General features: G+C 37.7%; 17 protein-coding genes. 15 read left to right on the top strand and 2 right to left on the bottom strand.

Features of this window, described 5'->3' with window-relative positions; translation table 11 throughout:
* Positions 1-220: 220 nt before the first annotated feature.
* Positions 221-511 (bottom strand): HU family DNA-binding protein, encoded by a 291-nt coding sequence (locus FORMB_RS07615; protein WP_069676887.1) that lies wholly within the window; start codon positions 509-511, stop codon positions 221-223.
* 132 nt (positions 512-643) lie between these two features.
* Between FORMB_RS07615 and mutY the strand changes: the two genes are divergently transcribed.
* From mutY to gldD, 4 genes are all read left to right on the top strand, one after another.
* Positions 644-1,684, top strand: coding sequence for an A/G-specific adenine glycosylase (gene mutY / locus FORMB_RS07610; protein WP_069676886.1), 1,041 nt, complete (start codon positions 644-646; stop codon positions 1,682-1,684).
* Between the two features lie 78 nt (positions 1,685-1,762).
* Positions 1,763-2,203, top strand: a complete 441-nt coding sequence (locus FORMB_RS07605; RefSeq protein WP_069676885.1) for a single-stranded DNA-binding protein — start codon at positions 1,763-1,765, stop codon at positions 2,201-2,203.
* A gap of 22 nt (positions 2,204-2,225) precedes the next feature.
* Positions 2,226-3,548 (top strand): gliding motility-associated protein GldE, encoded by a 1,323-nt coding sequence (gene gldE, locus FORMB_RS07600; RefSeq protein WP_069676884.1) that lies wholly within the window; start codon positions 2,226-2,228, stop codon positions 3,546-3,548.
* Complete coding sequence (gene gldD, locus FORMB_RS07595) at positions 3,548-4,108, top strand: gliding motility lipoprotein GldD (RefSeq protein WP_069676883.1); 561 nt, start codon at positions 3,548-3,550, stop codon at positions 4,106-4,108. The genes gldE and gldD overlap by 1 nt, the downstream gene beginning before the upstream one ends.
* Positions 4,109-4,111: 3 nt before the next feature.
* On the opposite strand, the gene thiL is transcribed toward gldD, so the two are convergent.
* On the bottom strand, positions 4,112-5,170 hold the full coding sequence (gene thiL, locus FORMB_RS07590) for a thiamine-phosphate kinase (protein WP_069676882.1): 1,059 nt from the start codon (positions 5,168-5,170) through the stop codon (positions 4,112-4,114).
* 124 nt (positions 5,171-5,294) lie between these two features.
* Here thiL and FORMB_RS07585 point away from each other — a divergent pair, with 124 nt between their 5' ends.
* From FORMB_RS07585 to FORMB_RS07535, 11 genes are all read left to right on the top strand, one after another.
* A complete protein-coding gene (locus FORMB_RS07585; RefSeq protein WP_069676881.1) occupies positions 5,295-6,872 on the top strand; it encodes a choice-of-anchor B family protein in 1,578 nt (525 codons plus the stop codon).
* Positions 6,873-6,877: 5 nt separating this feature from the next.
* Complete coding sequence (locus tag FORMB_RS07580; protein ID WP_069676880.1) at positions 6,878-8,221, top strand: hypothetical protein; 1,344 nt, start codon at positions 6,878-6,880, stop codon at positions 8,219-8,221.
* Positions 8,218-8,988, top strand: a complete 771-nt coding sequence (locus FORMB_RS07575) for an MbnP family protein (RefSeq protein WP_069676879.1) — start codon at positions 8,218-8,220, stop codon at positions 8,986-8,988. Before FORMB_RS07580 ends, FORMB_RS07575 begins: the two co-directional genes overlap by 4 nt.
* 6 nt (positions 8,989-8,994) lie before the next feature.
* Positions 8,995-10,071, top strand: a complete 1,077-nt coding sequence (locus tag FORMB_RS07570; RefSeq protein ID WP_083243933.1) for a cytochrome-c peroxidase — start codon at positions 8,995-8,997, stop codon at positions 10,069-10,071.
* 105 nt (positions 10,072-10,176) lie between these two features.
* Positions 10,177-10,506, top strand: a complete 330-nt coding sequence (locus tag FORMB_RS07565; protein WP_069676878.1) for a HesB/IscA family protein — start codon at positions 10,177-10,179, stop codon at positions 10,504-10,506.
* An 18-nt stretch (positions 10,507-10,524) separates the two neighbouring features.
* Entirely contained in the window at positions 10,525-11,973 is a 1,449-nt protein-coding gene (gene sufB / locus FORMB_RS07560; RefSeq protein WP_069676877.1) for a Fe-S cluster assembly protein SufB, read from the top strand.
* Between the two features lie 10 nt (positions 11,974-11,983).
* Entirely contained in the window at positions 11,984-12,358 is a 375-nt protein-coding gene (locus FORMB_RS07555; protein ID WP_157498097.1) for a hypothetical protein, read from the top strand.
* A gap of 2 nt (positions 12,359-12,360) precedes the next feature.
* Positions 12,361-13,113: a Fe-S cluster assembly ATPase SufC gene (sufC, locus tag FORMB_RS07550; protein WP_069676875.1), complete on the top strand. Its 753-nt coding sequence runs from the start codon at positions 12,361-12,363 to the stop codon at positions 13,111-13,113.
* 17 nt (positions 13,114-13,130) lie between these two features.
* The gene (gene sufD, locus FORMB_RS07545) at positions 13,131-14,447 is read left to right on the top strand and encodes a Fe-S cluster assembly protein SufD (protein WP_069676874.1); all 1,317 of its coding nucleotides are present in this window, start codon (positions 13,131-13,133) and stop codon (positions 14,445-14,447) included.
* Positions 14,447-15,685, top strand: a complete 1,239-nt coding sequence (locus tag FORMB_RS07540) for an aminotransferase class V-fold PLP-dependent enzyme (RefSeq protein WP_069676873.1) — start codon at positions 14,447-14,449, stop codon at positions 15,683-15,685. Before sufD ends, FORMB_RS07540 begins: the two co-directional genes overlap by 1 nt.
* 69 nt (positions 15,686-15,754) lie before the next feature.
* The gene (locus FORMB_RS07535) at positions 15,755-16,210 is read left to right on the top strand and encodes a hypothetical protein (RefSeq protein ID WP_069676872.1); all 456 of its coding nucleotides are present in this window, start codon (positions 15,755-15,757) and stop codon (positions 16,208-16,210) included.
* The last annotated feature ends 7 nt before the right edge of the window (positions 16,211-16,217 follow it).

The raw sequence follows: 16,217 nt of genomic DNA, 5'->3' as shown, positions 1-16,217 counted from the left end.
ATGTATTCAGCAAGGTGTAACTGAATTTTAGCACGAATTTGATATCAAAGAACGTTCTGATAATAACCCGAAAAAGTAGCTGTGCTACTTTTTCAAATTACTTCTTCTTGTGACGGTTAGCGCGACGTCTTTTTTTACGCTTATGCGTTGCTACCTTATGTCTTTTACGTTTTTTACCGCTTGGCATAAATGAGATTTTTTAAAATTAGTTTATAAATAATTAGTTTACTTTAACCTTCGATTTTACACCTTCAATAAATACTTTTGAAGGCTTAAACGCAGGTATGTTGTGTGCTGGTATTTTGATTGAAGTATTTTTAGAAATATTTCTCCCAATTTTTTCAGCTCTAGTCTTGATAATGAAACTTCCAAATCCTCTTAAATAAACATTTTCTCCAGTCTCTAACGATCCTTTAACTTCGCTCATAAAAGATTCAACAGTTGCCAATACATCTCCTTTTTCAATTCCTAAATCGTTGGAAATTTTAGCTACAATTTCAGCTTTAGTCATTTTTATTTTATTTAAAATTAATATTTTTTAATAGGCTTGCAAATATATGTATTTTATATTCAATATTTCAAGCCTAAAGAATTAAAATTAAATATATTAAAAGATTATTTTTGCCATTCAACCAATTTCAAAATGAATTTTCACTCAACACTAACTAACTGGTATTCAGTAAACAAAAGGAATCTGCCTTGGCGCACCTCTAAGAATCCGTATAATATCTGGTTGTCAGAGATTATTTTACAGCAAACACAGATCAAACAAGGGCAACCTTATTATGAAGCTTTTTTAGCAAATTACCCGTCTGTGCAGGCACTTGCAGCCGCTTCTGAAACAGCGGTTTTAAACCTGTGGCAAGGGCTGGGCTATTATTCCCGTGCTCGAAACTTGCACTTTACAGCCAAACACATTGCAGAAAATTTAAATGGTGAATTCCCAAAAGACTATAAGTCGCTTCTTGAACTAAAAGGCGTTGGCGATTACACAGCCAGTGCCATCGCTTCCATCTGTTATGAAGAATCCGTAGCTGTCGTCGATGGAAATGTGTACCGCGTTTTGGCTCGGTATTTTGGGATTGACACTCCTATTAATAGTACGGAAGGCATCAAACAGTTTAAAACATTAGCAGAGTCCTTATTGCCTTTATCTAATTTTGGAGATTACAACCAAGCGATTATGGAGTTTGGGTCGCGACAGTGCAAACCCCAATCGCCCAACTGTGATATCTGTCCGCTGGCATCGACTTGCAAAGCTTATGCTACGGGATCTATTAAAGTATTGCCAGTTAAACTCAAAAAAACGAAAGTCACTAAAAAGTATTTTAATTTTTTAGTGATGGATTCCGACGATCACAAAACTTATCTGGAACAACGTACGGAAAAAGGAATTTGGCAACAACTGTATCAATTTCCCCTCATTGAAACCCCCACTGCGGTGTCTAAAGAAGAGCTTTTGCCCTACCTTGAAGTATCAGACAAAATTAAGATGCCTTACAAAAATATCACACTTTTTAACACTTCGGATATTATTCACAAACTATCCCATCGTGAATTGCATGTCAAGTTTTGGATTATAAAAACAAAAAACGCTCCTGAAAATGCAATAGCATGGTCTAATATCGCAACCTATCCAGTCCCAGCTGTCATCGAACGGTTTATAAATAATTTTCATATTTAAGTATGAGCTTTTACATTTTTTAGATATCTTTATAACATTAATTTTGTTTCAAATTTATGCACTCAAAAATCAACTATTATGTCAGGAACTTTAAATAAAGTGATGCTTATTGGACATCTTGGAGATGCCGTGAAAATGCATTATTTTGATGATAAAAACTGTGTGGGACGTTTTCCATTGGCGACCAATGAAACCTATACAAACAAGCAAACCAATGAAAAGGTGACCAATACGGAATGGCACAATATTGTGGTCCGAAATAAAGGAGCCGAAATTTGTGAGAAATACCTCAGCAAAGGAGATAAAGTATATATTGAAGGGCGTTTAAAAACAAGAAAATGGCAAGACGACAAAGGAAACGACCGGTATTCGACCGAAATCCAATGTGTTGATTTTACATTTTTGACAGCCAAAAGTGACAGTTCATCCTCCTCAGAAAATTCCTCAAAACAAACCCCACAATCAGCGGCTGCAAAACCCCCTGAAAACAACGAAGAACCAAACGATTTACCATTTTAATTAGTTTATAAAACACACATAATTGGACCCTGAACCCTCTAGTTTCACCCCTCTTTTTGACAGCACATTGATCATTGGCATCCTTGGATTACTGGTGCTTTTAATCTGTTCTGCACTTATATCGGGCGCTGAAGTCGCTCTTTTTTCGCTGACACAAAAAGATTTAGATGAGGCAAAAGACAGCAAGTCAAAATCGTTTGAGATTATTATTGAACTCTTAAAACATCCAAAAAAATTATTGGCATCTATATTGGTCGCCAATAACTTCATAAATATCGCCATCGTCATATTGTTTGCCTCTCTAAGCGAAACTTTATTTAGCAGTGTACAATCAGAATTAGATTTAGGATTTTTCAAAATTGACCTCGTTTTCTTTATTGAAGTAATTCTGATTACTTTTTTAATTTTACTGATTGGAGAAATCTTACCCAAAGTATATGCCAACCGAAACAACTTAAAGTTTTCAAAGTTTATGGCCTATCCTTTAAAAGTATTGGATGTGGTCATTTCGCCCATTAGCATTCCGATGCAAAAAGTAACTTTAGGAATTCATAAAAAATTAGGAAGACAAAAATCCAACCTTAATGTCGATTATCTTTCCCAAGCACTGGAGCTTGCTAGTGAAGATGACACTACCCAACAAGAGCAAAAAATTCTACAAGGCATTGTGTCGTTTGGAAATACAGACACCAAACAAGTGATGCGTCCGCGCATCGATATATTTGCTTTGGATCAATCGGTGGACTACAAAAAAATTATTCCGGAAATCGTAAAAAACGGCTATTCTCGTATTCCTGTTTACAATGAAAGTATTGATACGGTTGTCGGAATACTATACGTAAAAGACTTATTACCGCACCTTCAAAAGAAAGAATTTGACTGGACGACCTTAATAAGAGCACCCTTTTTTGTACCTGAAAATAAAAAGCTAGATGATTTGATGGTCGAGTTTCAGGAGAAAAAAATTCACTTGGCCATCGTAGTCGATGAGTATGGCGGAACTTCTGGAGTGGTGTCTTTAGAAGATATCATTGAAGAAATTGTGGGAGATATTAGTGATGAGTTTGACGACGATGATTTGATTTACTCAAAACTCGATGCGCATAATTATGTTTTTGAAGGCAAAACAACACTTAAAGATTTTTATAGAATTATCAAATTGGATGATGAATCTGTTTTTGAAGATGAAAAAGGAGAAGCAGAAACCCTCGCTGGATTTGTGCTTGAAATATCTAAAAGCTTTCCAAAAGTAAACAGTAAAATTGGATTTAAAACCTATACATTTACTGTGGAGGCACTCAACAATAAACGCATCAAACAACTCAAAGTAACACTTAAAAAATAATGAAATCGTTCGCTGTTCTTTTATGTATTTTTATGTGTTTCTCTTGTGATGAAATTCCGGTGCCAAAACCAAAAGCCTTTTTGAGTTTGGATTATCCAAAAGCGGCTTACCATAAAAGCTTGCTGGAGTTGCCTTTTGAATTTGAAAAAAACAAACTTGCCCAGCTGAATGTTTCTAAAAAAAACAACACTCTTGAAGGGATTATTCTTCGCTATCCCGCACTAAAAGCCTCTGTTTTTATCAATTATAAAAAAGTAGATAACAACCTCGAAAAATATATTTCGGACGCAAGGGCAAGGACTCAAAAACACCTTCAAGTGGCGGATGAAATTTCAGAACGGATGTATGAAAACGACCCACAAAATTTATACGGTATGTTTTATGACCTAAAGGGAAATGTAGCGTCACAATCCCAGTTTTATGTAACCGACAGTACAAAGCATTTTATATCTGGAGCGCTTTATTTTGAGACCAAACCCAACTACGATTCCATTTTACCAGCCATCAACTATATTCAAAAGGATATGATGCATCTTATCGAAAGTTTGCGCTGGAAATAAACACTATGCTTCTGAATCTGAACTTATCGGATTCCATCCTTGAGCTGTTAACTGAATTTTAGTTTCGCCACGTGTCACCAAGTTCATTCCGACACTCGGCTCGGTCATATAGCCAATAACCGTTAAGTTTGGATTGGCTTTAATTTTAGGAAAATCTTCTTGCGAAATGGTCATGAGAAGTTCATAATCCTCCCCCCCATTCAGTGCGACAGTCGTGCTGTCCATATTAAACTCTTCACAAGTTGAAATGACCTGCGGGTCTAAAGGGATTTTATCTTCATATAAATCACATCCTACTTCACTTTGTTTGCATAAATGAATGATTTCTGAGGACAAGCCATCGCTAATATCAATCATAGACGTTGGTACTACCTCTAAATCTTTCAAAAGTTTCACGATGTCCTTTCGGGCTTCGGGTTTCAATTGACGTTCTATAATATAGGTGTACCCATCCAAATCTGGTTGATTGTTCGGGTTCACTTTAAAAACTTCTTTTTCACGTTCTAAAACTTGAAGACCTAAATAAGCCCCACCAAGATCGCCACTCACCACTAATAAATCGTTTGGTTGCGCACCACTTCGTTTGACAACCGTGTCTAAATCAACTTCACCAAGAGCGGTTACAGAAATCATCAAACCTGTTGTAGAAGAGGTGGTATCGCCACCAACTACATCAACGCCATACACCTCAGCGGCTTTGTGAATTCCTTCGTACAATGCATCCAATGCTTCCAAAGAAAACCGATTGGAAACCGCCACAGAAACCGTAATTTGTGTGGCATTTGCATTCATGGCATATACATCAGAAAGATTAACCATCACTGCTTTATACCCCAAATGTTTTAAGGGCATATAACTTAAATCGAAATGAACGCCTTCAACCAATAAATCAGTAGTCAGCACCACCGATTTATTTTTAAAATCTAATATCGCAGCATCATCCCCAATCCCTTTAACAGTGGAACTATTTTTATCGGTAAATCGTTTGGTTAAATGGTCTATTAGTCCAAATTCACCTAAACTACTTAGGGGCGTATTTTCTTGATTTTTATCTTCTATCATGCTGCAAAAATAAGACGCTTTTGGTAAATTTCTTATACAAAAGATACATAATTCAACTGATTTTCATTTATATATAATTTTTTGACGTAAATTACGTTCCCTGAACATACCTAAATCCAATATTATGAAAACTAATTTTTTAAAATTATTGTGCATTTTTATAGGAATTGGACTCGCAACTTCCTGTAATTCCGAACCAACGGGCGCTGTGTCCACAGATGCCGATGGAGATGGAATTATGAATTCTATTGATAATTGCCCTCAAATTGCCAATCCCAATCAAGAAGATGCAGATGGAGACGGCATTGGCGATGCCTGTGATTTGACAGATAGTACAGATACAGATGGCGATACTATCATTGACTCAGAAGACAACTGTCCCGAAGTCGCAAACCTAGACCAACTAGATGCAGATGGCGATGGCATTGGTGATGCTTGCGAACCAATAGATAATACAGATACGGATGGAGACACCATAATTGACTCCGAAGACAACTGTCCCGAAGTCGCAAACCTAGACCAACTCGATTCCGATGGAGATGGTATTGGCGATGTTTGTGACCCATTGGCACCTTGCGATAATGGGATGGCGGACATATACCCTTGCGATGGTTATGACCTTATGAGTTATATGTCTCTAGACGATTTGACTCCCGGTACGGGTGGAGGAAGTCTTTCTGGAAATGACTCTTGGGGCTGGACCGACCCAACAACGAATAAAGAATATGCACTTGTAGGACTCAATTCTCATGCGGCTTTTGTGGACATCAGCAATCCCATTGCTCCTATACTTGTAGGGATCCTTCCCACGGCAACCGTGAATAGCTTGTGGAGAGATATCAAAGTGTATCAAAATCATGCCTTTATTGTAAGTGAAGCTTCTGGGCATGGCATGCAGGTTTTTGATTTGACTCGTTTACGATCTGTTACAAACGCACCCGAAACGTTTACTGCCGACACCCATTTTACAGAATTTGGGAGTGCCCATAATATTTTTATTAACGAGACTTCTGGATATGCCTATGTCGTAGGAACAAGTCGTGGTGGCCCTTTTTCTGGAGGTGCCTTATTTATAAACATCCAAAACCCAACTTCGCCCGTTTCTGAAGGCGGCTTTGCTGCTGGTGGCTATTCTCACGATGTTCAGGTGATTACCTATACGGGACCAGACAGCGACCACACTGGAAAAGAAATATTAGTTGGCAGTAACGAAAATGAAATTGTAATTGCGGATGTTTCAGATAAAGCAAATCCAACAATTTTATCAACCATTACATATTCTAATACTCACTACACCCACCAAGGATGGTTTACAGAAGATTTGAGGTATTTTATTGTAGGTGACGAACTTGATGAACAGAGAGTTGGGAATAATACCCGAACTTTAGTGTTTGATTTATCAGACTTAGACACTCCTCTTTATGACTTTGATTATTTAGGTCCTACACTTGCCATCGATCATAACGGCTACACCAAAGGAAATGAATACTTTTTGGCCAATTATCGAGCAGGCGTTCGAATCCTTGATGTGTCTCAAATAGGAAGTGATGCCCTAACTGAAATTGGGTTTTTTGACACCTATCCAGAAAGTGACAGTGCTGCATTTAACGGCGTTTGGAATGTATATCCCTATTTTACAAGTGGAAACATTATTATTAGTGATATTGATAGAGGCCTGTTTATCATTAAAAAAAGTAATTAATCTCCATGTATAAAAAATCTTTATACCATTTACTAGGTGTGTTTTTTATAACTTCATGTTTAATAAACTGCTCTGAAGACAATGACAACTCGACTCCTCAAAAGTCGGGCGTAGAGATCGATTTTATAACAAGCTTAGGCGGTTCAAAAAATGAAAGTGCTCAAGCCGTTATCAAAACAACGGACGGCGGTTACGCCATTTTAGGGCACGCCCAAAGTATGGACGGAGATATTACTAATAAATCCAACGAATCTTATGATTATTGGCTCCTAAAATATGATGCTGCAAATCAATTACAGTGGCAAAAAACATACGGAGGAAGCGATGACGATCGGGGTGCTGATTTAATTCAAACTTCAGATGGCGGTTATGCCGTGATTGGAAAAAGTAAAAGCAGTGATCTAGATGTTTCTGAAAACACAGGCTTTGAGGATTTTTGGGTTTCGAAACTGGACAGCAGTGGCTCCATTTCTTGGGAATACACTTTTGGATTTGCAGGAAGTGACTCCCCCTATTCTATCATTCAAACCAATGACAATGGTTACTTATTGACGGGCGTTTTGGATGTCTCCGCTTCCAATGGCCAAGGCGATCGAAACTCGATTGTCAGTCGGCATGCAGGAGGCGATTATTGGGCGATTAAATTAAACGCAAGTGGCGTCAAACAATGGAGCAACTACTATGGCGGAAGCTATACCGACACGGCCTACGACGCCATTCAAACCGAAGATGGTGGTTATATTATTATTGGCTCTTCGGATAGTGATGATGTGGATATCTCAAACAACCGAGGAACTTATGATTTTTGGGCGATTAAAATCTCTGACACTGGCGCCTTAGTTTGGGAGAAATCTTTTGGAGGCAGTGAAATTGATGAAGCGCATGCCATCAGTCAAACAACAGATGGAAACTATCTAATCGTCGGAGATACCAGAAGTAACGATTTGGACATTTCTCAGAGCAATGGCGCGGCGGATTTATGGGTCATTAAAATCACCCCCGAAGGCACTTTGCTTTGGGAAAAAACATTGGGCGGTAGTAATTTTGATGTGGGACGGTCCATTTCAAAAACACAAGACAACGGTTTTTTGATTTCTGGAAGTTCACGAAGTACCGATGGAAACCTCACAACCAACAAAGGACAAAATGACGCTTGGGTCGTAAAGATCAATAGCAGTGGCGACTTAGAATGGCAAAAAACAATTGGCGGCAGTGAAGTCGATTTTTTTTATGACGCGACTGAACTCAACGATCAAACAATTGTGGCTGTTGGAGACTCTAGTAGTTCCAACGAAGATATTTCTGAAAACAACGGGTTTACTGACCTCTTAATACTCAAATTAAAATGAAACAACTCTACACTTTATTAACTCTTAGCTTACTGATTTTATTTGGATGCAGCTCTGACTCCGATGACGTTGTTGCTCCTGTAAATACAACCCTAACCTTTTCTCATTATTGGGATGAAACCCAAATAACGAATTCCGATTTTAATACGTTAAATTTTACAAATGCTCACGGCGAACTTTTAAGCATTGAACGCTTGCGCTATTTAATTTCAGATATTACATTCACCAAAACAGATGGGCAAACCATTTTATTAGAAGGCTACAACCTAGTGGATGTCACCAATCAAACAAACCTGTCTTTTACCCCCAATCAAAAAATTGCTCAAGGAACTTACAGCAACGTCTCTTTTGTATTTGGACTGATTAATGAAAAAAACACAGATGGTGCTTACAACGATTTGAATACTGCATCTTGGAATGTTCCTTCGTTGTTAGGCGGCGGTTACCACTATATGCAATTAGATGGAAAATTTATAACTTCGAATAATGTAACCCAAGGATATAATTACCACGCCATCCGAGCGAATGACAATGCCGGACCCAATCCAACCTTTCCACAAGACACCTTTTTTCGAGTGGACTTAGGGGCGATTACGGTTGCGGCGGATATAGAAATCAACGTTGCAATGCATATTGAAGAATGGTTCAAAAACCCGTATTCATGGGATCTTAACGTATATAATCAAATGCTAATGCCAAATTCTGCGGCTCAAATTTTGATGCATGAAAATGGGCAAAGTGTATTTACTTTGAAAGGTATTAACTAGATAGAAATGACACATAAAACATCTTATTTTTATATATTTATGTTTGCCTTGTGTGTCGCATCCTGCAACGAAGACTCCGAAAAGCCTTATGTCAATGTGCCTACGGCGAGTCCACTACAAATTCCTCAATTATTTCAAGACCTCATCCTAGATCCTGTGATTCCGTCAAACAACCCACAAACAGAAGAGGGAATCTCTTTAGGGAAAAAACTGTTTTTCGACCCCATTTTATCCGCAGACAACACCCTAGCATGTGCCGGTTGTCACAGTACGACCAACGCATTTACCGATGAGACCCGCTTTAGCGATGGAATTGACGGGCTGTTTGGAAACCGAAACTCCATGCCTTTATTTAATTTAGCGTGGAATTATGACAATAAATTCTTTTGGGACGGACGCGAATCTGGACTTGAAAACCAAGCGTTTGAACCTGTTACCAATCCGATCGAAATGCACACCACTTGGGCGGCTGTCACAGAAAAACTACAACAACATTCAGAATATCCTGAACTATTTAATGCGGCATTTGGCACAGCGACTGTTGACTCTGTTTTGGTTTCTAAAGCCATCGCTCAGTTTGAGAGAACACTCATTTCGGCGAATTCAAAATTTGACAAACACCTCTTAGGAACCGCCTCCTTAACTCCTGAAGAAACGAATGGGTTTAACATCTTTATGGACGAATCAAAAGGCGATTGCTTTCATTGCCACGGCAGTGATAATAATCCACTTTGGACGGATAATAAGTTTCACAATAATGGTTTAGATACTGCATTTTCAGATCTCGGATTTGGAACTGTGACTGGAGACCCTGCTGACAATGGTAAATTCAGATCTCCTTCCTTAAGAAATCTTGCTTTTACAGCGCCTTATATGCACGATGGTAGATTTGAAACGCTTGAAGATGTCATCAATCATTACAGTGAAGGCTTGCAAGATTCTCCTACCATTGACCCCTTGATGAAAAAAGTAGATCAAGGAGGCGTGCAACTCAGCCCTCAAGAAAAAGCCGATTTGAAGGCATTTCTTTTAAGCTTATCGGACCTAGATTTCATAAATAACCCGAGCTTTTCAAATCCATAGGCTAATCCTATAAACCCATCTATTAATATAATGTAAGGATGCATGGAAATCCCCTCTGTATGTTGTATATTTGTGCCCTATTTAGAAAGTATCTATATAAGCGTTATGATAAAAGTATCTGAAACAGCAAAAAGTAAAGTCTTGCAATTAATGCAAGATGACGGATTTGATCCTACCAATGACTATGTCCGAGTGGGTGTTAAAAGTGGGGGATGCTCAGGGTTATCTTATGATTTGAAATTTGACAAATCTCAGATTGAAGGTGATAAATTATTTGAAGACAACGGTGTGAAAATCGTGGTTGATACGAAGAGTTTTTTGTATCTAATTGGAACAACTTTAGAATATTCTGGTGGCCTAAACGGTGCTGGATTTGTGTTTAATAACCCCAATGCAAACCGTACTTGTGGGTGTGGAGAATCTTTTTCTTTATAGTATAATTTTATAAGTGGTATGAGTAAGTACACCGAAGATGATTTAAGAGAAGAATTAAAAACCAAAGAATACGAATATGGTTTTTATACAGATATAGATTCTGAAACCTTTCCTATTGGTTTGGATGAATCCATTGTGAGAGCCATTTCAAAAAAGAAAGAAGAGCCGGAATGGATGACCGAATGGCGTTTAGAAGCTTTCAAAGTTTGGAAAACTATGGAAGAGCCAGACTGGGCGAATGTAAAATATAAAAAGCCAGATTTTCAGGCGATTGCTTATTATTCTGCACCAGCCTCTATCGATCCAAATAAAACCCTCGACGATGTCGATCCAGACTTATTGGCAATGTATAAAAAGTTAGGAATTTCGATTGATGAACAGAAGAAGATGAACAATGTCGCTATGGATATTGTTGTTGACTCTGTGTCTGTTGCGACCACATTTAAAAAGACGCTTGGTGAGAAAGGTATCATTTTTATGAGTATTTCTGAAGCCATCAAAGAACATCCAGAACTCGTTAAAAAATACATGGGAACCGTGGTTCCAACAACTGACAATTACTATGCGGCCTTAAACAGTGCTGTGTTTAGTGATGGTAGTTTTTGCTACATTCCTAAAGGTGTTAGATGTCCAATGGAACTCTCTACCTATTTTAGAATTAATCAAGGAGGTACAGGTCAATTTGAACGCACCCTGTTGATTGCAGATGAAGGAAGTTATGTAAGTTACCTCGAAGGTTGTACGGCTCCAAGTAGAGACGAAAACCAATTGCACGCCGCCGTTGTAGAACTGATTGCTATGGATGCTGCTGAAATTAAATACTCCACCGTTCAAAACTGGTACCCTGGAAATGCCGAAGGTGTTGGAGGGGTTTATAATTTTGTAACCAAACGTGGGATCTGTGAAAAAGACGCCAAAATTTCTTGGACACAAGTTGAAACCGGAAGTGCTGTGACTTGGAAATACCCTTCATGCATCTTGAAAGGTGATAATTCTGTAGGGGAATTTTATTCCATCGCGGTGACCAATAATTACCAGCAAGCGGATACAGGAACCAAAATGATTCACTTGGGAAAAAACACAAAATCAACCATCATTAGTAAAGGTATTTCCGCAGGGAAATCGCAAAATAGTTACAGAGGATTGGTTCAAATAAGTTCGAGAGCAGACAATGCTCGGAATTTTTCTCAATGTGATAGTTTGTTAATGGGGAATGAATGTGGCGCACACACTTTTCCATATATCGAAGTTAAAAACAAATCAGCTCAAATAGAGCATGAAGCGACCACAAGTAAAATTGGGGAAGATCAAATATTTTATTGTAATCAAAGAGGGATCGAAACCGAAAAGGCCATTGCACTCATTGTGAATGGATTTAGCAAAGAAGTCCTCAATAAACTCCCTATGGAATTTGCCGTGGAAGCTCAAAAATTACTAGAAATAAGTCTCGAAGGCTCCGTAGGATAAAATTTAAACTATGAAAAATCTATTAATGTTCGTTTTTGTAATCACCGTTTTAGGATGCAAAAACAATTCGAAAACCACAACTGAAACGACTGATGACACTACAATCATTAAAGGGAATTACATCTATTTTGAGGATGCCGCCGTCTTGCAAAATGACGTCGAAATTTATGGTGTGTTTTTAAATGATTTAGCAAAAGAATTAAATGAAAAAGCAGCCCCTCTTAAAACCAACGAAACCGACATGGTGAATGTGGAAGTGAGAGGCATTATATCTTCAAAAGAAGACCCTAAAATTTTATGGGAAAAGAAATTAGAAATTGTTGAAATTATCAGCATTTCTGCAGCAAAAGAAACAGAGAATATATTAAAATTAGGCACAGAATAACTATGTTAAAAATAATCGATTTACATGCAAACATTGACGATAAGTCAATTCTTAAAGGCATCAATCTAGAAATAAAACCAGGTGAGGTTCATGCAATTATGGGGCCTAACGGTTCTGGTAAAAGCACCTTGGCTGCTGTCGTCGCTGGAAAAGAAGAATACGAAGTTGAAAAAGGAAAAATTACTTTTGAGGATCAAGATATTGACGAACTTTCTGTCGAAGAACGTGCTCACAAAGGCATCTTTTTATCTTTTCAATACCCCGTTGAAATACCTGGCGTAACGGTCACCAACTTCATGAAAACATCGCTCAACGAAATGCGCAAAGCAAAAGGTTTAGAAGATATGCCTGCAAAAGAAATGCTTAAAATGATTCGTGAAAAATCTGAGTTATTAGAAATCGATCGAAAGTTTTTATCGCGTTCTTTAAATCAAGGATTTTCAGGTGGTGAGAAAAAACGAAATGAGATTTTTCAAATGGCGATGTTGGAACCAAAACTAGCCATCCTAGATGAAACCGATTCAGGACTGGATATTGATGCACTTCGCATCGTAGCCAATGGCGTTAACAAACTAAAAACAAAAGATAATGCCGTAGTCGTTATTACGCATTACCAACGTCTGTTGGATTATATCGTACCAGATTTTGTACATGTACTTCACAACGGAAAAATAGTAAAATCTGGAACCAAAGAACTTGCATTTGAATTGGAAGAAAAAGGGTACGACTGGATCAAACAAGAAGCTGAAAATTAAAAGAACGCATTGCCTTTATGGAACTTAAAGAAAAATTAGTATCCTCTTTTATTGCTTTTGAAAATCAGATTTCATTAGACAACACTTTTGTACATGATATTCGCACAGAGGCGATAAAGCGCTTTGAATCTGAAGGCTTCCCTGCCAAGAAAGATGAGGCTTGGAAATACACTTCCTTAGGGAAAGTCTTGAAACAAGATTTTAGTGTGTTTGTAAAAACAGAATTCGCTGTTGAATATAAAGATGTTCAACCCTATTTTATACATGACATTGACAGTTACAAAATTGTATTTGTCGATGGAAAATATGCATCACATCTCTCAGAAACTACACATGAAGGCATCGATATTTGTTTGATGTCTGCTGCTTTCAGCAAGCCTAAATACCGTGTGGTCATCGAAAACTATTTTAATAAAATAGCTGAGAAAGATAGCTTGACATCCTTGAATACTGCGTTTTCAAATGAAGGAGCTTACATTCATATCACTAAAAATAAATTGGTTGAAAAACCAATTCAAATCATTCATTTTTCAACGGGGAGTGAAGCAGCACTTTTGCTTCAACCCAGAAACTTAATTGTGGTAGATGAAAATGCACATGTTCAGATTATAGAACGCCACCAAAGTCTTACAGACAATCCAACATTGACCAACAGTGTCACCGAAATTTTTGCTGCAAAACGTGGAATTGTTGATTATTATAAAGTTCAAAACGACAAAGAAAACGCATCACTCATCGATAGCACTTTTATAGACCAAGCAAGAGAAAGTCATGTTTCGGTACACACCTTTAGTTTTGGAGGAAAATTAACTCGAAATAATTTGAACTTTTATCAAAACGGGGAATACATTGACTCCACTTTAAATGGAGTTACCATTATTGGAAACAAACAACATGTCGATCACAACACGTTGGTACATCATATTGAGCCCAATTGTGAAAGCCATCAAGATTATAAAGGTATTTTTGGCGACAGCTCTACTGGAGTTTTTAATGGAAAAGTACTCGTTAATAGAGAAGCTCAAAAAACAAATGCATTTCAGTCCAACAATAACTTGCTTATCAGTGACAAAGCGAGCATCAACACCAAGCCTCAGCTAGAGATTTTTGCGGATGATGTAAAGTGTTCTCACGGTTGTACGATTGGACAGTTGGATGAAGATGCACTATTTTATTTACGTGCCAGAGGGATTCCTGAAAAAGAAGCCAAGGCCCTTTTGATGTATGCTTTTGCGAATAACGTTTTGGAAAGTGTGAAAATTCCACAACTAAAAAATAGAATAAACGCCTTAATTGCCGAAAAATTAGGAGTTAATATAGGATTTGATTTATAATGAATAACCTAAATTCAAATACCCCTTTTGATGTAGAAACGATTCGAAAGGATTTTCCAATTCTCTCAAGAACCGTTAATGGGAAACCATTAATTTATCTTGATAATGCCGCTACATCACAAACCCCACAACAGGTCATTGATGTCATTGTCGATTATTATTCTAATTACAATTCCAATATTCATAGAGGAGTTCATACCTTAAGTCAGGAAGCAACTGACAAATATGAAGGCGCACGCCACACCATTCAAAAGCATTTTAATGCGGCGCATGCACATGAAATTATTTTTACCTCAGGAACAACCCACAGTATTAATTTAGTGGCCAATGGATTTGCAAGTTTTCTAAACGAAAATGATACCATTCTGGTCTCGGCACTCGAGCACCACAGTAATATTGTACCCTGGCAAATGCTTTGCGAAAAAACCAAGGCCACCTTAAAAGTAATTCCGATGACTTCAGAAGGTGCCTTAGATATGGCTGCTTATGATGACTTGTTACTTTTAAATCCAAAATTGGTATTTGTCAATCATATTTCCAATGCCTTAGGAACCATTAACCCTATTGAGGAAATGATTCAAAAAGCACATTCAGTAGGCGCTGCCATATTGGTTGATGGTGCACAAGCTTGCCCACACATCAAGCCAGATGTACAAGCCTTGGATGTTGATTTTTACGTGACCTCAGGTCATAAAATGTGTGGCCCAACAGGTGTAGGAATGCTGTATGCAAAAGAATCGTGGTTGCATAAATTACCACCTTATCAAGGGGGTGGCGAAATGATTTCTGAAGTGACCTTTGAAAAAACAACCTATGCAGGTCTGCCTCATAAATTTGAAGCGGGAACTCCAAACATTTGTGGAGGCATTGCTTTTGGAGCTGCGATTGACTATATGAATTCGATTGGTTTTGATGCAATTGCCGCTTATGAACACGAACTTTTAGAGTATGCCACTGAAAAATTAAATGCGATTGAAGGCATGCAAATCTATGGTCCAAAAACGGATAAAACCTCGGTTATTTCTTTTAATATAGAGGGCGTTCATGCTTATGACTTAGGTACTATCGTTGATAAACTGGGGATTGCCATTCGTACGGGTCAACACTGTGCGCAACCCATTATGGATTTCTTTAAAGTCTCTGGAACTGCGAGAGCTTCGTTTTGTTTTTATAACACCAAAGAAGAAGTAGACACTTTTGTAGCGGGCGTTAAAAAGGCAGCCATGATGTTGCGTTAGTTTAGGTTTTAGTACATTTATAAAAATAAACACGCTTGAATTTATAAATAAAATATTAAATATTGATTTATGAAACTACTTGTCACTTGTTTTACATTGATCGTTTTTGCAACCAACTGTAATTCAAATAAAAAGGTGCTTACCCAAAATAACGAAAACACTTCAACGCAAAGTCAGGTTACGATTTCTTACAGTGCGAACACCCGTGGATTTTTTCAAGAATTTATTCTAAAAGAAAACAGCCTTATAGAATTCAAAGATCGTGAAAAATTAAACACCATTTCGAGCGATTTAAAAGCAAAGGACTGGAAGGAGTGTTTAAGGTTACTAGATCAAATCGACCTGAAAAACTTACCAAATTTAAAATCCCCAACCAATTACAGACAGTATGATGGTGCTGCATTTGCACAATTAACAGTCATTCAAAAAGGAGACACCATTCAATCGAGTGGCTTTGATCATAAATATCCACCTGTCGAAATAAAGCCATTGGTAGAATACATATTATCTATCTCAGAAAATTAAAATTCCC

Source organism: Formosa sp. Hel1_33_131 (assembly GCF_001735745.1).
Lineage (GTDB): Bacteria > Bacteroidota > Bacteroidia > Flavobacteriales > Flavobacteriaceae > Hel1-33-131.
The sequence above is the reverse complement of the archived record's forward strand: the minus strand, read 5'-3'. Positions and strand labels throughout refer to the sequence as shown.

What these genes read in the sequence shown, in the direction of transcription:
- FORMB_RS07615 (WP_069676887.1), bottom strand. Translation starts at nt 511, where the DNA reads ATGACTAAAGCTGAAATTGTAGCTAAAATTTCCAACGATTTAGGAATT.
- mutY (WP_069676886.1), top strand. Translation starts at nt 644, where the DNA reads ATGAATTTTCACTCAACACTAACTAACTGGTATTCAGTAAACAAAAGG.
- FORMB_RS07605 (WP_069676885.1), top strand. Translation starts at nt 1,763, where the DNA reads ATGTCAGGAACTTTAAATAAAGTGATGCTTATTGGACATCTTGGAGAT.
- gldD (WP_069676883.1), top strand. Translation starts at nt 3,548, where the DNA reads ATGAAATCGTTCGCTGTTCTTTTATGTATTTTTATGTGTTTCTCTTGT.
- thiL (WP_069676882.1), bottom strand. Translation starts at nt 5,170, where the DNA reads ATGATAGAAGATAAAAATCAAGAAAATACGCCCCTAAGTAGTTTAGGT.
- FORMB_RS07585 (WP_069676881.1), top strand. Translation starts at nt 5,295, where the DNA reads ATGAAAACTAATTTTTTAAAATTATTGTGCATTTTTATAGGAATTGGA.
- FORMB_RS07580 (WP_069676880.1), top strand. Translation starts at nt 6,878, where the DNA reads ATGTATAAAAAATCTTTATACCATTTACTAGGTGTGTTTTTTATAACT.
- FORMB_RS07575 (WP_069676879.1), top strand. Translation starts at nt 8,218, where the DNA reads ATGAAACAACTCTACACTTTATTAACTCTTAGCTTACTGATTTTATTT.
- FORMB_RS07570 (WP_083243933.1), top strand. Translation starts at nt 8,995, where the DNA reads ATGACACATAAAACATCTTATTTTTATATATTTATGTTTGCCTTGTGT.
- FORMB_RS07565 (WP_069676878.1), top strand. Translation starts at nt 10,177, where the DNA reads ATGATAAAAGTATCTGAAACAGCAAAAAGTAAAGTCTTGCAATTAATG.
- sufB (WP_069676877.1), top strand. Translation starts at nt 10,525, where the DNA reads ATGAGTAAGTACACCGAAGATGATTTAAGAGAAGAATTAAAAACCAAA.
- FORMB_RS07555 (WP_157498097.1), top strand. Translation starts at nt 11,984, where the DNA reads ATGAAAAATCTATTAATGTTCGTTTTTGTAATCACCGTTTTAGGATGC.
- sufC (WP_069676875.1), top strand. Translation starts at nt 12,361, where the DNA reads ATGTTAAAAATAATCGATTTACATGCAAACATTGACGATAAGTCAATT.
- sufD (WP_069676874.1), top strand. Translation starts at nt 13,131, where the DNA reads ATGGAACTTAAAGAAAAATTAGTATCCTCTTTTATTGCTTTTGAAAAT.
- FORMB_RS07540 (WP_069676873.1), top strand. Translation starts at nt 14,447, where the DNA reads ATGAATAACCTAAATTCAAATACCCCTTTTGATGTAGAAACGATTCGA.
- FORMB_RS07535 (WP_069676872.1), top strand. Translation starts at nt 15,755, where the DNA reads ATGAAACTACTTGTCACTTGTTTTACATTGATCGTTTTTGCAACCAAC.